The organism is Mesorhizobium sp. CA15 (assembly GCF_020165215.1).
GTDB lineage: Bacteria > Pseudomonadota > Alphaproteobacteria > Rhizobiales > Rhizobiaceae > Mesorhizobium.
In genome coordinates this window covers 243,375-258,545 of sequence record NZ_JAIUHQ010000001.1, presented here as the reverse complement: position 1 = coordinate 258,545, position 15,171 = coordinate 243,375, and the positions used below count along the sequence as shown (strand labels likewise).

The window sequence follows — 15,171 nt, the reverse complement described above, 5'->3', positions numbered from 1 at the left end:
GGCGGACCAAACAAGGTCGGCAGCCGCCGCGCCGCGCCATGCAAAACAGCGGAAACATCCCGGGAATTCCTATATGTAAGCCTTGAGCGGTCCTCAGGAGACGACGCCCCAGTGTTCCTTTCGGTTTTCGACCTGTTCAAGATCGGCATCGGCCCATCGAGCTCGCACACGATGGGGCCGATGACGGCCGCGCGCCGCTTCCTCGACGAGATCCTGGCCGGCGACTGGCCCCGGCCCGCCGGCGTCAAGGTTGACCGCATCGGCGCCAGCCTGCACGGCTCGCTTGCCTATACCGGCATCGGCCACGGCTCCGACCGCGCCGTCATCCTCGGCTTGGCCGGGCAGACACCGCAGACGGTCGATCCGGACGAAGCCGACGGCATCGTCGCCCGCATCGGCGCGGAGAAGCGGGTTTCGCCGCCCGGGCATCCGACATACCGCTTCGATCCCGCCAAGGACCTCGTGCTCGACCGCAAGACGCCGCTGGCCGGCCATGCCAACGGCATGGCCTTCTATGCCTATGATGCGTCCGACCGGCTGCTGCTCAAGCGCATCTATTATTCGATCGGCGGCGGCTTCGTCGTTTCCGAGGAAGAGCTGCAGCGCATGAAGGCAAAGGGCTCGGTGACGACCGAGGGCAAGAAAGTACCGTACCCCTTCAAGAACGCCGCCGAAATGCTGGCCATGGCGGCCAAAAGCGGGCTTTCGATCGCCGAGATGAAGCGCGCCAACGAGGAAATGCATATGTCGCGCGAGGAGCTCGACGAAGGCCTCGACGCCATCTGGGGCGCGATGAAGGGCTGCATCGATCGCGGCTTGTCGCAGGACGGCATCATGCCGGGCGGGTTGAAGGTGCGCCGCCGCGCGCGGCAGCTGCACGACAAATTGCAGGAACAGTGGCAGCAGAATAGGCCAAATCCCTTGCTCGCCAATGATTGGCTGTCGATCTACGCCATGGCTGTCAACGAGGAGAATGCCGCCGGCGGTCGCGTGGTGACGGCGCCGACCAATGGCGCCGCCGGCACACTGCCGGCAGTGCTGCGCTACTGGTTGCATTTCCATCCCGAAGCCGACCAGCCGAGCATCCGCGATTTCTTGCTGACGGCCGCCGCCGTCGGCGGCATCATCAAATCCAACGCCTCGATCTCGGGCGCCGAAGTCGGTTGCCAGGGCGAGGTGGGTTCCGCTTCGGCGATGGCCGCCGCCGGGCTGTGCGCCGTCATGGGCGGCACGCCCGAGCAGGTGGAGAACGCCGCCGAGATCGCGCTCGAGCATCATCTCGGCATGACATGCGATCCTGTCGGCGGCCTGGTGCAGGTGCCCTGCATCGAGCGCAACGCGCTTGGCGCGGTGAAGGCAGTGACGGCGGCCTCCTTGGCCATCAAGGGCGACGGCACGCATTTCGTGCCGCTCGACGCCGCGATCGAGACCATGCGCCAAACCGGCCTCGACATGAACGAGAAATACAAGGAAACCAGCCTCGGCGGCCTCGCGGTCAATGTGGTGGAGTGCTGAGGTCTTATCGAGACCCCAGGCTGGCCTTGTGGAGAAGTCGCTCAAGGCGTTGACGCGTCAACCCTCGCGGCTAAATCTTGGGGCATGTCACTCAATCTCATCAAACTGTGCGTCGGTTGCGACAGCGTCGAGGACCTCGAAGAGTGGATCGCCTTCCGCCTCGACGAGCGGCGCCGTGCGGGCGAGCCGGCCGAGCACTGGCACACCACCCGCATGGTGCCGACGCGCGGCGATGAGATCACCGACGGCGGCTCGCTCTATTGGGTGATCAAGGGCAGCGTGCAGTGCCGGCAACTGATCACCGAGATCCGGCCCTTCGTCGACGGCGAGGGCATCGGCCGTTGTCATCTGGTGCTCGATCCTGAGGTGGTGCGCACCGACTGGCAGCCGCGCCGCGCCTTCCAGGGCTGGCGTTATCTGAAGCCCGCCGACGCACCGGCCGATCTCGGCAAGGGCAGGGCGGCACTCGCCGAAATGCCGCCGAAGCTCAGGCTCGAACTCGCCGAACTCGGCCTGCTGTAGCGCCGCGCCGGCCGGCAAACCCACCGCTGGCCCTTCGGCTCGTCCGATGTGGGACTTGCAAGCGCCGGACCTTGGTCCCATCCTATTTGTTATGCTCGGTCATCCGTATGGCGGTGCTAATCGATGGGTGTGATCCTCGCTTTGGCAGCGGTGCTTGTGGTGCTTTTCGGCGCCGCCATGCTCTTTGTGCGCGCTGATCCCGCAAGGATGGCCGATAGTCTGAGATCGCTTGGACCGGCTTTTCTGGGACTGGTCGGGGCGCCCATGCTGGTCTTCGGCCGCAGCCTTATCGGCGGACTGCTTTTGCTCGCGGCGCTGGCCTGGGTCGGCTGGATACGCACGAGGCGGCCTCCGGCGCGCGCCGCCGCTTCCAAACATTCGACGGTGCGCACTGCCGCGCTCGAAATGGACCTCGACCACGACAGCGGCAAGCTCGAGGGGCTCGTCCTGGCCGGGCGTTATGAAGGCAAGATGCTGGGCGCAATGGGGCTGACGGACCTGCGCCAGCTTCATGGCGAGCTCAGCCCGGATATGGAGAGCCGCCAGCTCCTAGAGACGTATCTTGACGGCCGTTTTCCCGTCTGGCGCAAGGACGCGCAGCCGCACGGTGGCGAAGGGCTGGGTGTTGCGCCAGGTGCGGGCTCCATGACTAAGGAGGAGGCCTACAAGGTCCTTGGTCTTGAAGCGGGGGCTGCCGCGGCGGATATCCGCAAGGCGCACCGCCGCCTGATGCAGCGCCTGAACGCCGATGTCGGCGGCACGTCTGTCCTGGCGGCGCGGATCAATGAAGCCAAGGACGTCCTGCTCTCCAATCACGATTAGTCTCCTTCGACGCGGGTACTTTCCCGGAGATTTCAACAGCCGCCTATTGCTCGACGGCGTAGCACGAGATTTTCTTGCGTTTCAGGGCGTCGCAGGCCTTCCAGGCGGCGTCCTTCGAGTCGAAGCCGCCGAAACGGGCGCGGTAATAGGTGGTGCCGTCCTTGTCGAAAGCGACCGTGAAGCCCGATGCGTCCGCCAAGACCCTCGGCGCCTGCTTGCTCGTCTTTTCGAGCAGCGCCTGGGCTCCGGTTTTCGTCGGCGACGATGCAACCTGAACGACCCAGCCGGAGGGCACCGACGCTGTCTTGACCGGATCGATCGCCGGTGTTGCGGGCGATGGGTCGGCATAAGCGGTGACGACCTGGGCCGAGGCTTCCTCGGTTTTGGCGGGCGGCGCCATCGCGGCCACGGCAACCGTCTTCACCTTCTTGATCTGGATCACCGGTTTCGTCTCTTCGGCGACCTGCTGGCTGTCGTCCTGGACGTCATCGTCGGCTGAGGCGACGACAGCGTCATCCGTAGCCGGCTTGGCGTCCGGAGTCGGCGCGTCATGCTTGGGCAAAAAGACCTTGGCCAAAGTCTTGATCGGATTGTCGTTGCCCTTGGCGATGAGATCGCCGCCGCCGCGCGTCGAGGCGCGCGGCAGATAGGTGTTGATCAGCGCGGCCATCTGGTTGTCGCGGCTGCGGCCGGAAGCGCCGCCCATCACCACCGCGACGAGGCGGCGGTCGCCATCGGCAACGGAGGAGACGAGGTTGTAGCCCGATGCGCGGGTGTAGCCGGTCTTGATGCCGTCGACGCCCTTGATGCGGCCGAGCAGACGGTTATGGCCGTTGATGCGCTGACGGCCATATAGAAACGAGCGCTGCGAGAAATAACCGTAATATTGCGGATAATGCTCGCGGAGCGCGATGCCCAGCATCGCCATGTCGCGAGCCGTGGTGAACTGGCCGGGGTCGGGTAGGCCGTTGGCGTTGCGGAAGACGGTGCCGTTCATGCCCAGCTGGCGCGCCTTGGCCGTCATCATGCGGGCGAAATTGTCTTCGCTGCCGCCAAGCATCTCGCCAAGCGCGGTCGCCGAGTCGTTGGCTGATTTCGTCACGATCGACAGGATCGCGGTCTCGACCGGAACCGAGCCGCCGGCGCGCACTCCGAGCTTGGTCGGCGCCTCGGCGGCGGCATGAGCGGAAAACGGAACCGGGGTGTTCTTGCTGATCCTGCCCTTCGCCAGCGCTTCGAAGGTGAGGTAGAGCGTCATCATCTTGGTAAGCGAGGCGGGATAGCGCCGGCCATTGGCGTCAGCGGAGTAGAGCACCTTGCCGGTCTTGGCGTCCACGACGATGGCCGAGGCTCTCGCTGCCATTGCCGACGCCACGTCGGCGACGACAACCGTCATCGCGAGCGCGGCGATCATGATTGCCTTGAGGGAGAAAGATTTGGAGACCAGCCCCGACAACGCCTGACGCACCGTTACTTACCCTGAATTTCGTTGCCCCGGAGGCGGCAAAGGGAGTGCCGACCTCACTTCCAGCGAAGCTATCGCGCCCAGCGTTACCAATCCGTTTATGGTAACCGCCACGTTCACCATTTTTCGGCAAATCGAGCTTCTCTTTAATCGAATTTTACCGGCCGCCGGCGCTGGACCCCCTGCATATCAAGGGGATTCTTGACTTTTGTGCATCGCACAATATATTGAGGTGCATTGCACAAGGGCGCCCGGGGCAAAAAGGGCGTTTCAACCAAAGGGAAGTATGAAATGACCCAGACCTATGAGGACTTCACGAAATACGGCAAGGAATTTGCCGACACCGGGCTGAAGAGCTTTGCGTCGCTCACCAAGGGCGCGCAGGCGATCGCCACCGAAGCCGGCGAATACACCAAGAAGAGCTTCGAAGCCGGCACCGCCGCCTTCGAGAAGCTGTTCGCGGCCAAGTCGATCGAAAAGGCCGTCGAGATCCAGACCGATTACGCCAAGCAGAGCTATGAGAGCTTCGTGGCCGAGGCCAGCAAGATCGGCAATCTCTATGCCGAGCTCGCCAAGGAAGCGTACAAGCCCTTCGAATCGGTGGTCGCCAAGGCGAAGTAATTTCGCCCGATCACACCGGACACGGCCAGCGGGCCAATCAAAAGGACCCGGTCGCGAAAACGCGGCCGGGTTTTTTCATGCGTGATCGCAACCTGACGCACCTTGCCGCATTCACGATTGAGAGAATTCGCTGCAGTTTGCCCACCTAGCCATATTGTCAGCTAAACAGAAGGGCTTAAAATCGTCCATCGAGAACCTACATGTTGAACTCGCATGAGGATTCGAAAAGGCTGGACTACGTGACGATCGGTTTGACTGCCACGGCAGGCGTGGTGCGAATGCAAAGTGACGGAGACCGCAACGATCCCGGTCGCGGCACCGCTGTCATCACGCGCACCAAAACCAAGACCAAGAAGCCCAGTCTCTACCGGGTCCTCATTCTGAACGACGACTACACCCCGATGGAGTTCGTCGTTCACGTCCTGGAACGATTTTTCCAAAAGGACCGCGAAGCCGCCACACGCATCATGCTTCATGTTCACAATCATGGAGTGGGCGAGTGCGGCATCTACACATTCGAGGTGGCCGAGACCAAAGTGTCCCAGGTCATGGATTTCGCCCGACAGAATCAGCATCCGCTGCAATGCGTGATGGAGAAGAAGTGAGGTAACATGCCGGCTTTCTCCCAAGGCCTGGAAAAGGCGCTACATCAGGCGCTGACATTCGCCAACGAGCGGCATCATGAGTATGCGACGCTCGAACATTTGCTGCTCGCGTTGATCGACGATACCGAGGCCGCCGCCGTCATGCGCGCCTGCAACGTCGATCTCGACGAGCTCAAGCATACGGTTCTCACCTATATCGACACCGAGCTCGACAACCTCGTCACCGGTTATGACGAGGATTCGAAGCCGACGGCAGGTTTCCAGCGCGTCATTCAGCGCGCCGTGATCCATGTGCAGTCATCCGGCCGCGAGGAAGTGTCCGGCGCCAACGTGCTCGTCGCCATCTTCGCCGAGCGCGAGAGCCACGCTGCCTATTTCCTGCAGGAACAGCAGATGACCCGCTACGACGCGGTCAATTACATCTCGCATGGCATTGCCAAGCGCCCAGGCGCTTCGGAATCGCGCACGCCGCGCGGCGCCGAGGACGAGCAGGGCGGCCAGAACGGCGCCGAACCGCAGGAAGAGGGCGGCAAGAAGAAGCAGCAGGACGCGCTGACGGCCTACTGCGTCAACCTCAACAACAAGGCGCGCGCCGGCAAGATCGATCCGCTGATCGGCCGCGACAGCGAGATCAACCGCACCATCCAGGTGCTGTGCCGCCGTTCCAAGAACAACCCACTCTATGTCGGCGATCCGGGCGTCGGCAAGACGGCGATCGCCGAAGGCCTCGCCAAGCGCATCGTCGAAGGCGATGTGCCGGAAGTGCTGCAGGACGCAACCATCTTCGCGCTCGACATGGGCACGCTGTTGGCCGGCACCCGCTATCGCGGCGACTTCGAGGAGCGGCTGAAGCAGGTCGTCAAGGAGCTCGAGGACTATCCGGGCGCGGTGCTGTTCATCGACGAGATCCACACGGTGATCGGGGCCGGCGCCACCTCGGGCGGCGCCATGGATGCATCGAACCTTCTGAAGCCGGCGCTGTCGTCCGGCGCCATCCGCTGCATCGGCTCGACCACCTACAAGGAGTTCCGCCAGTTCTTCGAGAAGGACCGCGCGCTGGTGCGGCGCTTCCAGAAGATCGATGTCAACGAGCCGACCATCGAGGACGCCATCGAGATCATGAAGGGCTTGAAGCCTTATTTCGAGGAGTTCCACAAGGTCCGCTACACGAGCGAAGCGATCAAGGCCTCGGTCGAGCTGTCGGCGCGCTACATCAACGACCGCAAGCTGCCGGACAAGGCGATCGACGTGATCGACGAAACCGGCGCCTCGCAGATGCTGGTGCCGGAAGCCAAGCGCAAGAAGACGATCGGCATCAAGGAGATCGAGGCGACGATCGCCACCATGGCGCGCATCCCGCCGAAGACGGTCTCGGCCGACGACGAGAAGGTGCTGCAGGGGCTCGATATCGAGCTGAAGCGCGTCGTATACGGCCAGGATACGGCCATCACGGCGCTGACCTCGGCGATCAAGCTGGCGCGCGCCGGCCTGCGCGAACCGGAGAAGCCGATCGGCTCCTACCTGTTCTCAGGCCCGACCGGCGTCGGCAAGACGGAAGTCGCCAAGCAACTTGCCGCCTCGCTCGGCGTCGAGCTGATCCGGTTCGACATGTCGGAATACATGGAACGCCACACCGTCTCGCGGCTGATCGGCGCGCCTCCCGGCTATGTCGGCTTCGACCAGGGCGGCCTGCTCACCGACGGCGTCGACCAGCATCCGCATTGCGTGCTGTTGCTCGATGAGGTCGAAAAGGCGCATCCGGACCTGTTCAACATCCTGTTGCAGGTGATGGACCACGGCAAACTGACGGATCACAACGGCAAGCAGATCGACTTCCGCAACGTGATCTTGATCATGACCACCAATGCGGGCGCCTCGGACGCGCAGCGTGCGGCGATCGGCTTCGGCTCGACCAAGCGCGAGGGCGACGACGTCGAGGCGATCAACCGGCTCTTCACGCCGGAGTTCCGCAACCGCCTGGACGCGATCATCCCGTTCGGTTCGCTGCCGGTGCCGGTTATCCATCAGGTGGTGCAGAAGTTCGTCATGCAGCTTGAGGCCCAGCTCTCCGAGCGGGGCGTCACCTTCGACCTGTCGCCGGACGCGATCGCCTGGCTGGCCGATAAGGGCTATGACGAGCGCATGGGCGCGCGTCCGCTCGGCCGCGTCATCCAGGAGCACATCAAGAAGCCCCTGGCCGACGAGGTGCTGTTTGGCAAGCTCAAGAAGGGCGGCACGGTGCGCGTCACCGTCGAGAAGAAGGAAACCGGCGAGTCCGGCCTGAAGCTCGAATCGCTCGCCGACGAGTCGCCCGTGCAGCCGAAGAAGGAAGAGCCGGAAGACTCGCCGAAGCCGAAGAAGGCGGTGGCCAAGAAGCCGGCGCCCAAGAAGGCCGTGGCGCAGAAGCCGGAGCCGAAGGGCAAGGACGGCAACAAACGCAGCCTTGTGCCGCAACTGCCGCGCAAGGGCTGATCGGCCTTCATTTGAAATGCAAAAGAGCCCCGGCAATGGGGCTCTTTTCTTTTGAGCGGTCAGCGCGCAGTCACCGGGTCGAAGGCTGGGTCAGCTTCCCAGCGCCGCGCGGATCTTGCCGGCGTTCTCGGCCAGCACCTCAGGCTTCTCCATCTGGCCGGAATGCGGCTTCAACGGCACGCCTTCGAAGCGCGGCACGACGTGGACATGGAGATGGTAGACGGTCTGCCCGGAGGCCGATTCGTTGAACTGCATGATGGTGACGCCGTCGGCGTCGAAGGCCTTTTTCACTGCCACGGCCACCTTCTGGACGACCGCGAACAGCGGGCCGAGCGTTGCCGGATCGGCGTCGAGCATGTTGCGCGACGGCGCCTTGGGCATCACCAGCGTGTGGCCCATGCCTTGCGGCATCACATCCATGAAGGCGACGACCGTATCGTCCTCGTAGACGCGGTGCGACGGAATCTCGCCGCGCAGGATTTTCGCAAAGATATTGCCGGGATCATAGGCTTCGGCCATGGGGTGACACTCCCAATTGCATTCACCGTCCGGTGTAGCGAAGCCGCCGACGGGCGGCAAGGCGCTCGGGCGGGATCGCTGAAGCGCGTCGTAAGGAATGGATTCGGGCGACGCGCTTTAAAGTCTCTGTTTTCATGTTTCATCGCAGCGGCATGGCGCGCGGTGAAGCCGGCTATTCCCCAAGATCCTTGCGGAAGGGCGTGTGCTCTTCGAGATATTCGGCCATGCGTTCGACCTCGCGTCGCTCGCGCCTGAGATAGTCGGCGACGGCGTTGCGCAAGCCGGGATGCGAGAAGTAGTGCGCCGAATGCATGGTCACCGGCCGGTAGCCGCGCGCCAGCTTGTGCTCGCCCTGCGCGCCTGCCTCCACCACCTTGAGCTTGCGCTCGATGGCGAAATCGATCGCCTGATGGTAGCAGACCTCGAAATGCAGGAAGGGGTGATCCTCGATGCAGCCCCAGTTGCGTCCGTAGAGCGCGTCGGAGCCGATGAAGTTGATGGCGCCGGCAATGTAGCGGCCGTTCCGCTTCGCCATCACCAGGAGGATGTCGTCGGCCATGCGTTCGCCGATCAGCGAGAAGAACTGTCGGTTGAGATAGGGCCGCCCCCATTTCCTCCCGCCGGTATCCATGTAGAAGGCGAAGAAATCGTCCCAGGCGCTTTCGGTGATGTCCTTGCCGGTCAGCCAGTCGATCGAGATGCCGTCGGCAAGCGCTTCCCGGCGCTCCTTCTTCATTGCCTTGCGCTTGCGCGAGGCAAGCGTGGCGAGGAAGTCGTCATAGGTCGAAAAACCTTCGTTGAAGAAATGGAACTGCTGGTCGGTGCGATGCAGGAAGCCCGCCGCCTCCAGTGTCGCCACATCCGGCTCGGTTGCGAAAGTGACATGCGCGGACGAGACGCCGAGCTTGTCGGTCACGAGCTTCAGGCCTTCCGCCAGTCCGGCCTTCACCGCACTTTCATTCTCGCCTCTGCCGACCAGCAGGCGAGGGCCGGTGACTGGTGAAAACGGCACCGAGCATTGCAACTTGGGATAATAGCGGCCGCCGGCGCGTTCGAAAGCATCCGACCAGCCATGGTCGAAGACATATTCGCCCTGGCTGTGCGATTTGAGGTAGCAAGGGACGGCGCCGAGAAGCCTGCCTTGCGCGGTTTCCAGCCGCAGGTGATGACCCTGCCAGCCAGTGCGCCGGACGGCGCAGCCGGAATCTTCCAGAGCGCTTAGAAAAGCGAATGAAACCAGCGGGTTGTATCCGTTCTCTTGATCGCCGCGCGTGGTTCCGGCAAAGCCGTTCCATTCCTCGCAGGTGAAGGCGCCGATACCCGCCGCGATGCGGATCGCATAATCCGCGTTCGCTGCCCGTCCATCGTCTTCGTCGCCCTGATCCATGGGGCTTATTTAAGCTTCGCAGGGGCAGCTACAAGTCACGTTTGAGGCACTCGGCTCAGCCAACTCTCACCAGGCCGGGCTCGAAACCCTCGAAAGTCATCTGGTCGGCATATTTGAAGGTGAGGTCGACAGCCGGCTGGTCATGCACGGTCCAGGTGATGACCGGCATCTTCAGCTTTTCGCGCACGAAGCTGACGAAGGGGTTGGGCAGATCGCCGGCAGCGTAGGAGGTGAAGGCGAGATCGTGCGCGAGCATGGCGAAATGCGCCTCGATCAACTGGTTGTCCCTGCCATAGGCGGTCAGCCCGCCGGGGATGCCGGGGGCGTCCTTGGCGAAGTCGCGGATCAGCCAGTGATCGAACGACATGATCGCCACCTTGCCGTTGTAGCGCTTGAGCAACCGGCCGACGCTGGCCACCAGCCCCGCATCGTGGCCGGGAACGCCTTTCAGCTCGACCACCAGCGGCACACGGCCGTCGATCAGGTCGAGCGCCTCCTCGAGCGTCGGCACGTGGTCCTTGGTGCCGCCGATCTTGAGCGTCGCCAGTTCGGCCGCGGTGCGTTGCCAGACGAAGCCATCCTGGCCGGTCAGCCGTTTCAGATCGCCGTCATGGATGATGACCGGGACGCCGTCGGACGAGAGATGCACGTCGCATTCGATGGCATAGCCGCGCTCGGCCGCCGCGGCGAAAGCCGACAGCGTGTTTTCCCAGCGCGTCTTGTTCATGTCGTGGAAGCCGCGATGCGCGACGGGCTGCGCAATCAGCCAGGACAGATCGGTCATGTTGAGCCTCACTCGACTTCGAAGATCGCTTCGATCTCAACCGCGGCGTTGAGCGGCAGCGAGGCGGTGCCGACGGCGGAGCGGGCATGCTTGCCGCGCTCGCCGAGTGCTGCGACCAGGAAGTCGGAGGCGCCGTTGGCGACAAGATGCTGCTCGACGAAATCCGGCGCGGAGGCGACGAAGACGGTGATCTTGACCAGGCGCCGGACCTTTTCGAGATCGCCCAGCGCGGCCTTGGCCTGCGCCAGGAGGTTGATGGCGCAGAATTTCGCGCCTTCCTTGCCTGTAGCGGTGTCGATGTCGCGGCCGAGCAACCCGCTTGCCTGCAGCTTGCCGTCCTTCAGCGGCAACTGGCCGGCGGTGAACAGCGTGTTGCCGGTGCGGCAATAGGGCACGTAGTTGGCGGCGGGAGCGGCGGCGGCCGGGAGGGTGACGCCAAGATCGCTTAGCCGCTTTTCGATTGTTTCGCTCATTGGTTTTCCCTATTGCTGGAAGACGCCGCGTTGGCCGGGCCGAAATTGCTATTTTTGCCTCGCTTCCGCCACGACTTTTTTTAAGCTGGACCATCTTTCCCTGCGGTCTGCCTCGCAGCCGCGACGATCGGAGCAACGCATGCGCGCAACGCGCCTTTTTCTCGCCGCCGCCTGTTTCTCGGCGATGCTCCCGATGGCGCCGGCCCTTGCGGTGCCCGCGCTGCAGGCGCATCGCGCCGTCTACGATCTCACGCTCAACAAGGCCTCCGATCGCTCAGGCATTACCGGCATCACCGGCCGCATGGTCTATGAGTTCAATGGTTCCGCCTGCGAAGGCTATACGGTGAAATTTCGCTTCGTCACCCAGATTGCCACCGCCGACGGCACGAAGCTGACGGACCAGCAGACGACCACGTTCGAGGATGCCGAAGGCAAAACTTTTTCGTTCGTGACGAAATCCTTCACCGACCAGAACCTCGACAAGGAAGTGAAAGGCATCGCGACCCGGGAGCAGAAGGGCCTCAAAGTCGAGATCGACAAGCCTGAGAAGAACAGCCTCGAGCTTGCAGCGACGCAGTTCCCGACCCAGCATTTGGTCGAGCTGATCGGCAAGGCCGAAAAGGGCGAAAATTTCTACCAGACCAATCTGTTCGACGGCTCTGAAGACGCCAACAAGGTGATGACCACCACCGTCATCGTCGGCAAGAAGACCGATGTCCAGAAATCGGACCCGGAGGCGCCGGCGCTGGCCAAGCTCGCGACCGACAAATACTGGCCGGTCGACATCGCCTATTTCGACGATACCGACAACAAAGGCGAAGAGGTGCCGGAATACCGGATCAGCTTCAAGCTGCACGAGAACGGCATCACCCGCGACCTCGTCATGGACTATGGCGAATTCTCGATGACCGGCAAGCTGGTGAACCTGTCGCTGTTCGATCAGAACAAGCCTTGCCCGGCGTCGAAATAGCAATTGCTGACGGCAGCCGGCCCGGATTGCAGGCTTGGCCTTCGAATACCATGCGTGAGGCTCACCGAATGCGGTGGGCCTGATGGCAGTCTATGTCGATGCGGCGATCTGGAAATGGGCCGGCCACCGCTGGTGCCATCTGCTCGCCGACAATACCGACGAACTCCATCGCTTTGCAGCCGAGCTGGGCCTTAAGCGTTCGTCCTATCAGGGGCCACCCAAGACATCGGCGCCGCATTACGATATCACTGGCTTCGAGCGTGATCGCGCGGTCAGGCTTGGGGCGATCGAGTGCAGCCGCGAGGACATCGTGGCGATCTTCCGCCGCGTGCGGGTTCCGAACGGGAAGGTAAGACGATGACGATGACGGCGTTCCTGGCTTATTGCGTCGCGATCTCATTGGCCGCCGCCACGCCTGGACCGGCGATGTTCGCGGTCATCACCAATGGTCTGTCGCGTGGGTTCTTGCGCGCTTTCATAGCCGGCATGGGGGTCGCCGCGGGCGACGCCGTCCTGGTCACCCTGGCGTTGCTCGGGTTGGTGGCGTTGGCCCAGACCTTCGAGTGGATTTTTCTTTTGCTGAAATACGCCGGCGCCGCTTACCTGGTCTTTCTCGGCATCAGGATGTGGCGGGCGGTCGCCCAGAAACCGGACGACTCTCGCCAAACACAGGCGCGGCTGTCGCGGTCCTTCTTTCTCGGCGCGTCCATTGCGCTCGGTAATCCGAAGGCCATTCTGTTCCACGCCTCCATCATGCCGCTGATCCTCAACCTTGACACCATGACCTTCGCCGATGGCCTGCTCGTGGTCCTTGTCGTGGTCAGCGTCAATATCGTCACCATGGGTCTCTATGCCGCGATGGCGGGGCGGGCAGCCGGATGGTTCAAGACCCCGAAGCGCATGCGCCTCATGAACAGGCTCGCTGGCGGCGCGATGATCGGTAGCGGTGCGCTGATTGCCGCACGTTGATGCGCGAAGTGGCGCCCGGCTTGCGTTTGTGACGCTTCCCCTCTATATGCGCGCTCATTCCACACACGGACTTTGGTGTCTGCCCGGGAGAAATCCGGCTGAGACCTCCGGTGGCATCAGGACATAAGTCCGAAATGCCTGTGTCCGTGGAGGCCAACCGGAAAGGAACTAAAGAATGGCTCTGCCAGATTTCAGCATGCGCCAGCTTTTGGAAGCTGGTGTTCACTTCGGCCACCAGACCCACCGCTGGAACCCGAAGATGGCGCCTTATATCTATGGCGCCCGCAACAACATCCACATCATCGACCTGTCGCAGACGGTGCCGCTGCTGCACCAGGCCCTGAAGCAGGTGTCCGACACCGTCGCCAAGGGCGGCCGCGTGCTGTTCGTCGGCACCAAGCGCCAGGCGTCCGACATCGTCGCCGACGCGGCGCAGCGTTCGGCCCAGTATTATGTCAATTCGCGTTGGCTGGGCGGCATGCTCACCAACTGGAAGACGATCTCGAACTCGATCCAGCGCCTGCGCAAGCTCGACGAGACGCTCTCCGGCGAGGCCCAGGGCCTCACCAAGAAGGAGCGCCTGAACCTCGACCGCGAGCGCGAGAAGCTCAACAAGGCTCTCGGCGGCATCAAGGACATGGGCTCGACGCCGGACCTGATGTTCGTCATCGACACCAACAAGGAAGCGATCGCCATCCTCGAGGCCAAGCGCCTCGGCATCCCGGTCGTGGCCATCATCGATTCGAACTGCGACCCGGACAAGATCGACTTCCCGATCCCCGGCAATGACGACGCGGCCCGCGCCATCCAGCTCTATTGCGATCTGATCGCCAAGGCCGCCATCGACGGCATCGCCCGTCAGCAGGGCGCGCTCGGCGTCGACATCGGCGCTTCGGCCGAGGCTCCGGTCGAGCCGGCGCTCGACGCTCCGGCTGCAGAAGCTCCGGAAGCCTGATAAGGAAGGCCGGATCCCGGCCTTCATCTTTCCAATAAGTTGGCGCGCTAAAGCGCTTTTGCCGAGCGCATCACCCGAGTCCCGGTTGGTGCGTCGGCGCATTTGAGACAAAGAGGCGACAATGAGCATTTCGGCTGCACAGGTCAAAGAACTCCGCGACTTGACCGGCGCGGGCATGATGGACTGCAAGGCGGCGTTGAACGAGACCAACGGCGACATGGAAGCGGCCGTCGACTGGCTGCGCAAGAAGGGTATCTCCAAGGCCGACAAGAAGGCCGGGCGCACTGCCGCCGAGGGCCTGATCGGCGTCGACGCCGGCGTGCGTGAAGCCGCCATCGTCGAGGTCAATTCCGAGACCGACTTCGTCGCCCGCAACGAGCAGTTCCAGCAACTGGTCCGCAATGTCGCGAAGGTCGCGCTCGCCTATGGCGCAACCGAAGCGGTTGCCGCCGCCAAGTATCCAGGCTCCGACAAGACGGTCACCGAGACCGTCAAGGACGCGGTCGGCACCATCGGCGAGAACATCAATTTCCGCCGTTCGGCCAAGCTCACCGTGCCGCATGGCGTGGTGGCGACCTATGTCCACAATGCGGTTGCCGATGGGCTGGGCAAGCTCGGCGTGCTGGTCGCGATCGAGACCACCGGCAACGAGCATGCCGCGAACGCCTTTGCCCGCCAGGTTGCCATGCACGTCGCCGCCACCAACCCGGTGGCGCTGACGGCCGAAGAGGTCGACCCGGCGCTGATCGAGCGCGAGAAGGCGATCTTCTCCGACCAGGCGCGCCAGTCGGGCAAGCCGGAAGCGATCATCGAGAAGATGGTCGAGGGCCGCCTGCGCAAGTTCTACGAAGAGGTGGTGCTTTTGAAGCAGGCCTTCGTGCTCAATCCCGACATCACCGTCGAGAAGGCGCTGAAGGATGCCGAGAAGGAGATCGGCGCTCCGGCGAAGATCACCTCCTATCTGCGCTTCGCGCTGGGCGAAGGCATCGAGAAGGAAACGACCGATTTCGCGGCGGAAGTCGCGGCCGCGGTCAAGAAATAGCTCCGATCCGAGGGGAGCGCGCGGCGTTTCCTTAAGGTGACGAGCTCACG

Annotated in this window: 16 protein-coding genes; 11 read left to right on the top strand and 5 right to left on the bottom strand. The window is 63.1% G+C overall.

Features of this window, described 5'->3' with window-relative positions; translation table 11 throughout:
- Positions 1-111: 111 nt before the first annotated feature.
- The 3 genes from LB515_RS01305 (at position 112) to LB515_RS01295 (ending at position 2,859) form a co-directional block, all read left to right on the top strand.
- On the top strand, positions 112-1,515 hold the full coding sequence (locus LB515_RS01305) for an L-serine ammonia-lyase (RefSeq protein ID WP_095765342.1): 1,404 nt from the start codon (positions 112-114) through the stop codon (positions 1,513-1,515).
- Positions 1,516-1,599: 84 nt separating this feature from the next.
- On the top strand, positions 1,600-2,037 hold the full coding sequence (locus LB515_RS01300) for a DUF1489 family protein (RefSeq protein ID WP_095765343.1): 438 nt from the start codon (positions 1,600-1,602) through the stop codon (positions 2,035-2,037).
- 123 nt (positions 2,038-2,160) lie between these two features.
- Positions 2,161-2,859 carry a molecular chaperone DnaJ gene (locus LB515_RS01295; protein ID WP_224706511.1) on the top strand — a complete coding sequence of 233 codons (699 nt, stop codon included), beginning with the start codon at positions 2,161-2,163 and terminating at the stop codon, positions 2,857-2,859.
- A 43-nt stretch (positions 2,860-2,902) separates the two neighbouring features.
- On the opposite strand, the gene LB515_RS01290 is transcribed toward LB515_RS01295, so the two are convergent.
- Positions 2,903-4,327 (bottom strand): SPOR domain-containing protein, encoded by a 1,425-nt coding sequence (locus LB515_RS01290; protein WP_224706510.1) that lies wholly within the window; start codon positions 4,325-4,327, stop codon positions 2,903-2,905.
- A gap of 288 nt (positions 4,328-4,615) precedes the next feature.
- Between LB515_RS01290 and LB515_RS01285 the strand changes: the two genes are divergently transcribed.
- From LB515_RS01285 to clpA, 3 genes are all read left to right on the top strand, one after another.
- Complete coding sequence (locus tag LB515_RS01285; RefSeq protein WP_095765346.1) at positions 4,616-4,945, top strand: phasin family protein; 330 nt, start codon at positions 4,616-4,618, stop codon at positions 4,943-4,945.
- 278 nt (positions 4,946-5,223) lie between these two features.
- Positions 5,224-5,550, top strand: a complete 327-nt coding sequence (gene clpS / locus LB515_RS01280) for an ATP-dependent Clp protease adapter ClpS (RefSeq protein ID WP_036258315.1) — start codon at positions 5,224-5,226, stop codon at positions 5,548-5,550.
- Between the two features lie 6 nt (positions 5,551-5,556).
- On the top strand, positions 5,557-8,022 hold the full coding sequence (gene clpA / locus LB515_RS01275) for an ATP-dependent Clp protease ATP-binding subunit ClpA (RefSeq protein ID WP_095765347.1): 2,466 nt from the start codon (positions 5,557-5,559) through the stop codon (positions 8,020-8,022).
- Between the two features lie 90 nt (positions 8,023-8,112).
- On the opposite strand, the gene LB515_RS01270 is transcribed toward clpA, so the two are convergent.
- The 4 genes from LB515_RS01270 to LB515_RS01255 form a co-directional block, all read right to left on the bottom strand.
- Positions 8,113-8,541, bottom strand: a complete 429-nt coding sequence (locus tag LB515_RS01270) for an HIT family protein (RefSeq protein WP_224706509.1) — start codon at positions 8,539-8,541, stop codon at positions 8,113-8,115.
- Between the two features lie 172 nt (positions 8,542-8,713).
- Positions 8,714-9,928 (bottom strand): GNAT family N-acetyltransferase, encoded by a 1,215-nt coding sequence (locus LB515_RS01265; RefSeq protein ID WP_224706508.1) that lies wholly within the window; start codon positions 9,926-9,928, stop codon positions 8,714-8,716.
- Positions 9,929-9,983: 55 nt separating this feature from the next.
- Positions 9,984-10,712 (bottom strand): glycerophosphodiester phosphodiesterase, encoded by a 729-nt coding sequence (locus tag LB515_RS01260; RefSeq protein WP_224528806.1) that lies wholly within the window; start codon positions 10,710-10,712, stop codon positions 9,984-9,986.
- An 8-nt stretch (positions 10,713-10,720) separates the two neighbouring features.
- Positions 10,721-11,185 carry a RidA family protein gene (locus LB515_RS01255; RefSeq protein WP_224528804.1) on the bottom strand — a complete coding sequence of 155 codons (465 nt, stop codon included), beginning with the start codon at positions 11,183-11,185 and terminating at the stop codon, positions 10,721-10,723.
- A 139-nt stretch (positions 11,186-11,324) separates the two neighbouring features.
- On the opposite strand from LB515_RS01255, the gene LB515_RS01250 reads away from it, so the two are divergent.
- The 5 genes from LB515_RS01250 (at position 11,325) to tsf (ending at position 15,121) form a co-directional block, all read left to right on the top strand.
- A complete protein-coding gene (locus tag LB515_RS01250; protein WP_224706507.1) occupies positions 11,325-12,155 on the top strand; it encodes a cell envelope integrity EipB family protein in 831 nt (276 codons plus the stop codon).
- Positions 12,156-12,237: 82 nt separating this feature from the next.
- Positions 12,238-12,516 carry a DUF4031 domain-containing protein gene (locus tag LB515_RS01245; RefSeq protein WP_140841277.1) on the top strand — a complete coding sequence of 93 codons (279 nt, stop codon included), beginning with the start codon at positions 12,238-12,240 and terminating at the stop codon, positions 12,514-12,516.
- Entirely contained in the window at positions 12,513-13,124 is a 612-nt protein-coding gene (locus tag LB515_RS01240; RefSeq protein WP_224706506.1) for a LysE family translocator, read from the top strand. The genes LB515_RS01245 and LB515_RS01240 overlap by 4 nt, the downstream gene beginning before the upstream one ends.
- A gap of 175 nt (positions 13,125-13,299) precedes the next feature.
- Positions 13,300-14,079: a 30S ribosomal protein S2 gene (gene rpsB / locus LB515_RS01235; protein WP_095765354.1), complete on the top strand. Its 780-nt coding sequence runs from the start codon at positions 13,300-13,302 to the stop codon at positions 14,077-14,079.
- Positions 14,080-14,200: 121 nt separating this feature from the next.
- Positions 14,201-15,121 (top strand): translation elongation factor Ts, encoded by a 921-nt coding sequence (gene tsf / locus LB515_RS01230; protein WP_140841281.1) that lies wholly within the window; start codon positions 14,201-14,203, stop codon positions 15,119-15,121.
- Positions 15,122-15,171 lie beyond the last annotated feature (50 nt).

Excerpts from the sequence above, each read along its gene's own strand:
- clpS (WP_036258315.1), top strand. The coding sequence starts at position 5,224 with ATGCAAAGTGACGGAGACCGCAACGATCCCGGTCGCGGCACCGCTGTC.
- LB515_RS01270 (WP_224706509.1), bottom strand. The coding sequence starts at position 8,541 with ATGGCCGAAGCCTATGATCCCGGCAATATCTTTGCGAAAATCCTGCGC.
- tsf (WP_140841281.1), top strand. The coding sequence starts at position 14,201 with ATGAGCATTTCGGCTGCACAGGTCAAAGAACTCCGCGACTTGACCGGC.
- LB515_RS01285 (WP_095765346.1), top strand. The coding sequence starts at position 4,616 with ATGACCCAGACCTATGAGGACTTCACGAAATACGGCAAGGAATTTGCC.
- LB515_RS01300 (WP_095765343.1), top strand. The coding sequence starts at position 1,600 with ATGTCACTCAATCTCATCAAACTGTGCGTCGGTTGCGACAGCGTCGAG.
- LB515_RS01250 (WP_224706507.1), top strand. The coding sequence starts at position 11,325 with ATGCGCGCAACGCGCCTTTTTCTCGCCGCCGCCTGTTTCTCGGCGATG.
- rpsB (WP_095765354.1), top strand. The coding sequence starts at position 13,300 with ATGGCTCTGCCAGATTTCAGCATGCGCCAGCTTTTGGAAGCTGGTGTT.
- LB515_RS01240 (WP_224706506.1), top strand. The coding sequence starts at position 12,513 with ATGACGATGACGGCGTTCCTGGCTTATTGCGTCGCGATCTCATTGGCC.
- LB515_RS01295 (WP_224706511.1), top strand. The coding sequence starts at position 2,161 with ATGGGTGTGATCCTCGCTTTGGCAGCGGTGCTTGTGGTGCTTTTCGGC.
- LB515_RS01265 (WP_224706508.1), bottom strand. The coding sequence starts at position 9,928 with ATGGATCAGGGCGACGAAGACGATGGACGGGCAGCGAACGCGGATTAT.
- LB515_RS01255 (WP_224528804.1), bottom strand. The coding sequence starts at position 11,185 with ATGAGCGAAACAATCGAAAAGCGGCTAAGCGATCTTGGCGTCACCCTC.
- LB515_RS01260 (WP_224528806.1), bottom strand. The coding sequence starts at position 10,712 with ATGACCGATCTGTCCTGGCTGATTGCGCAGCCCGTCGCGCATCGCGGC.
- clpA (WP_095765347.1), top strand. The coding sequence starts at position 5,557 with ATGCCGGCTTTCTCCCAAGGCCTGGAAAAGGCGCTACATCAGGCGCTG.
- LB515_RS01245 (WP_140841277.1), top strand. The coding sequence starts at position 12,238 with ATGGCAGTCTATGTCGATGCGGCGATCTGGAAATGGGCCGGCCACCGC.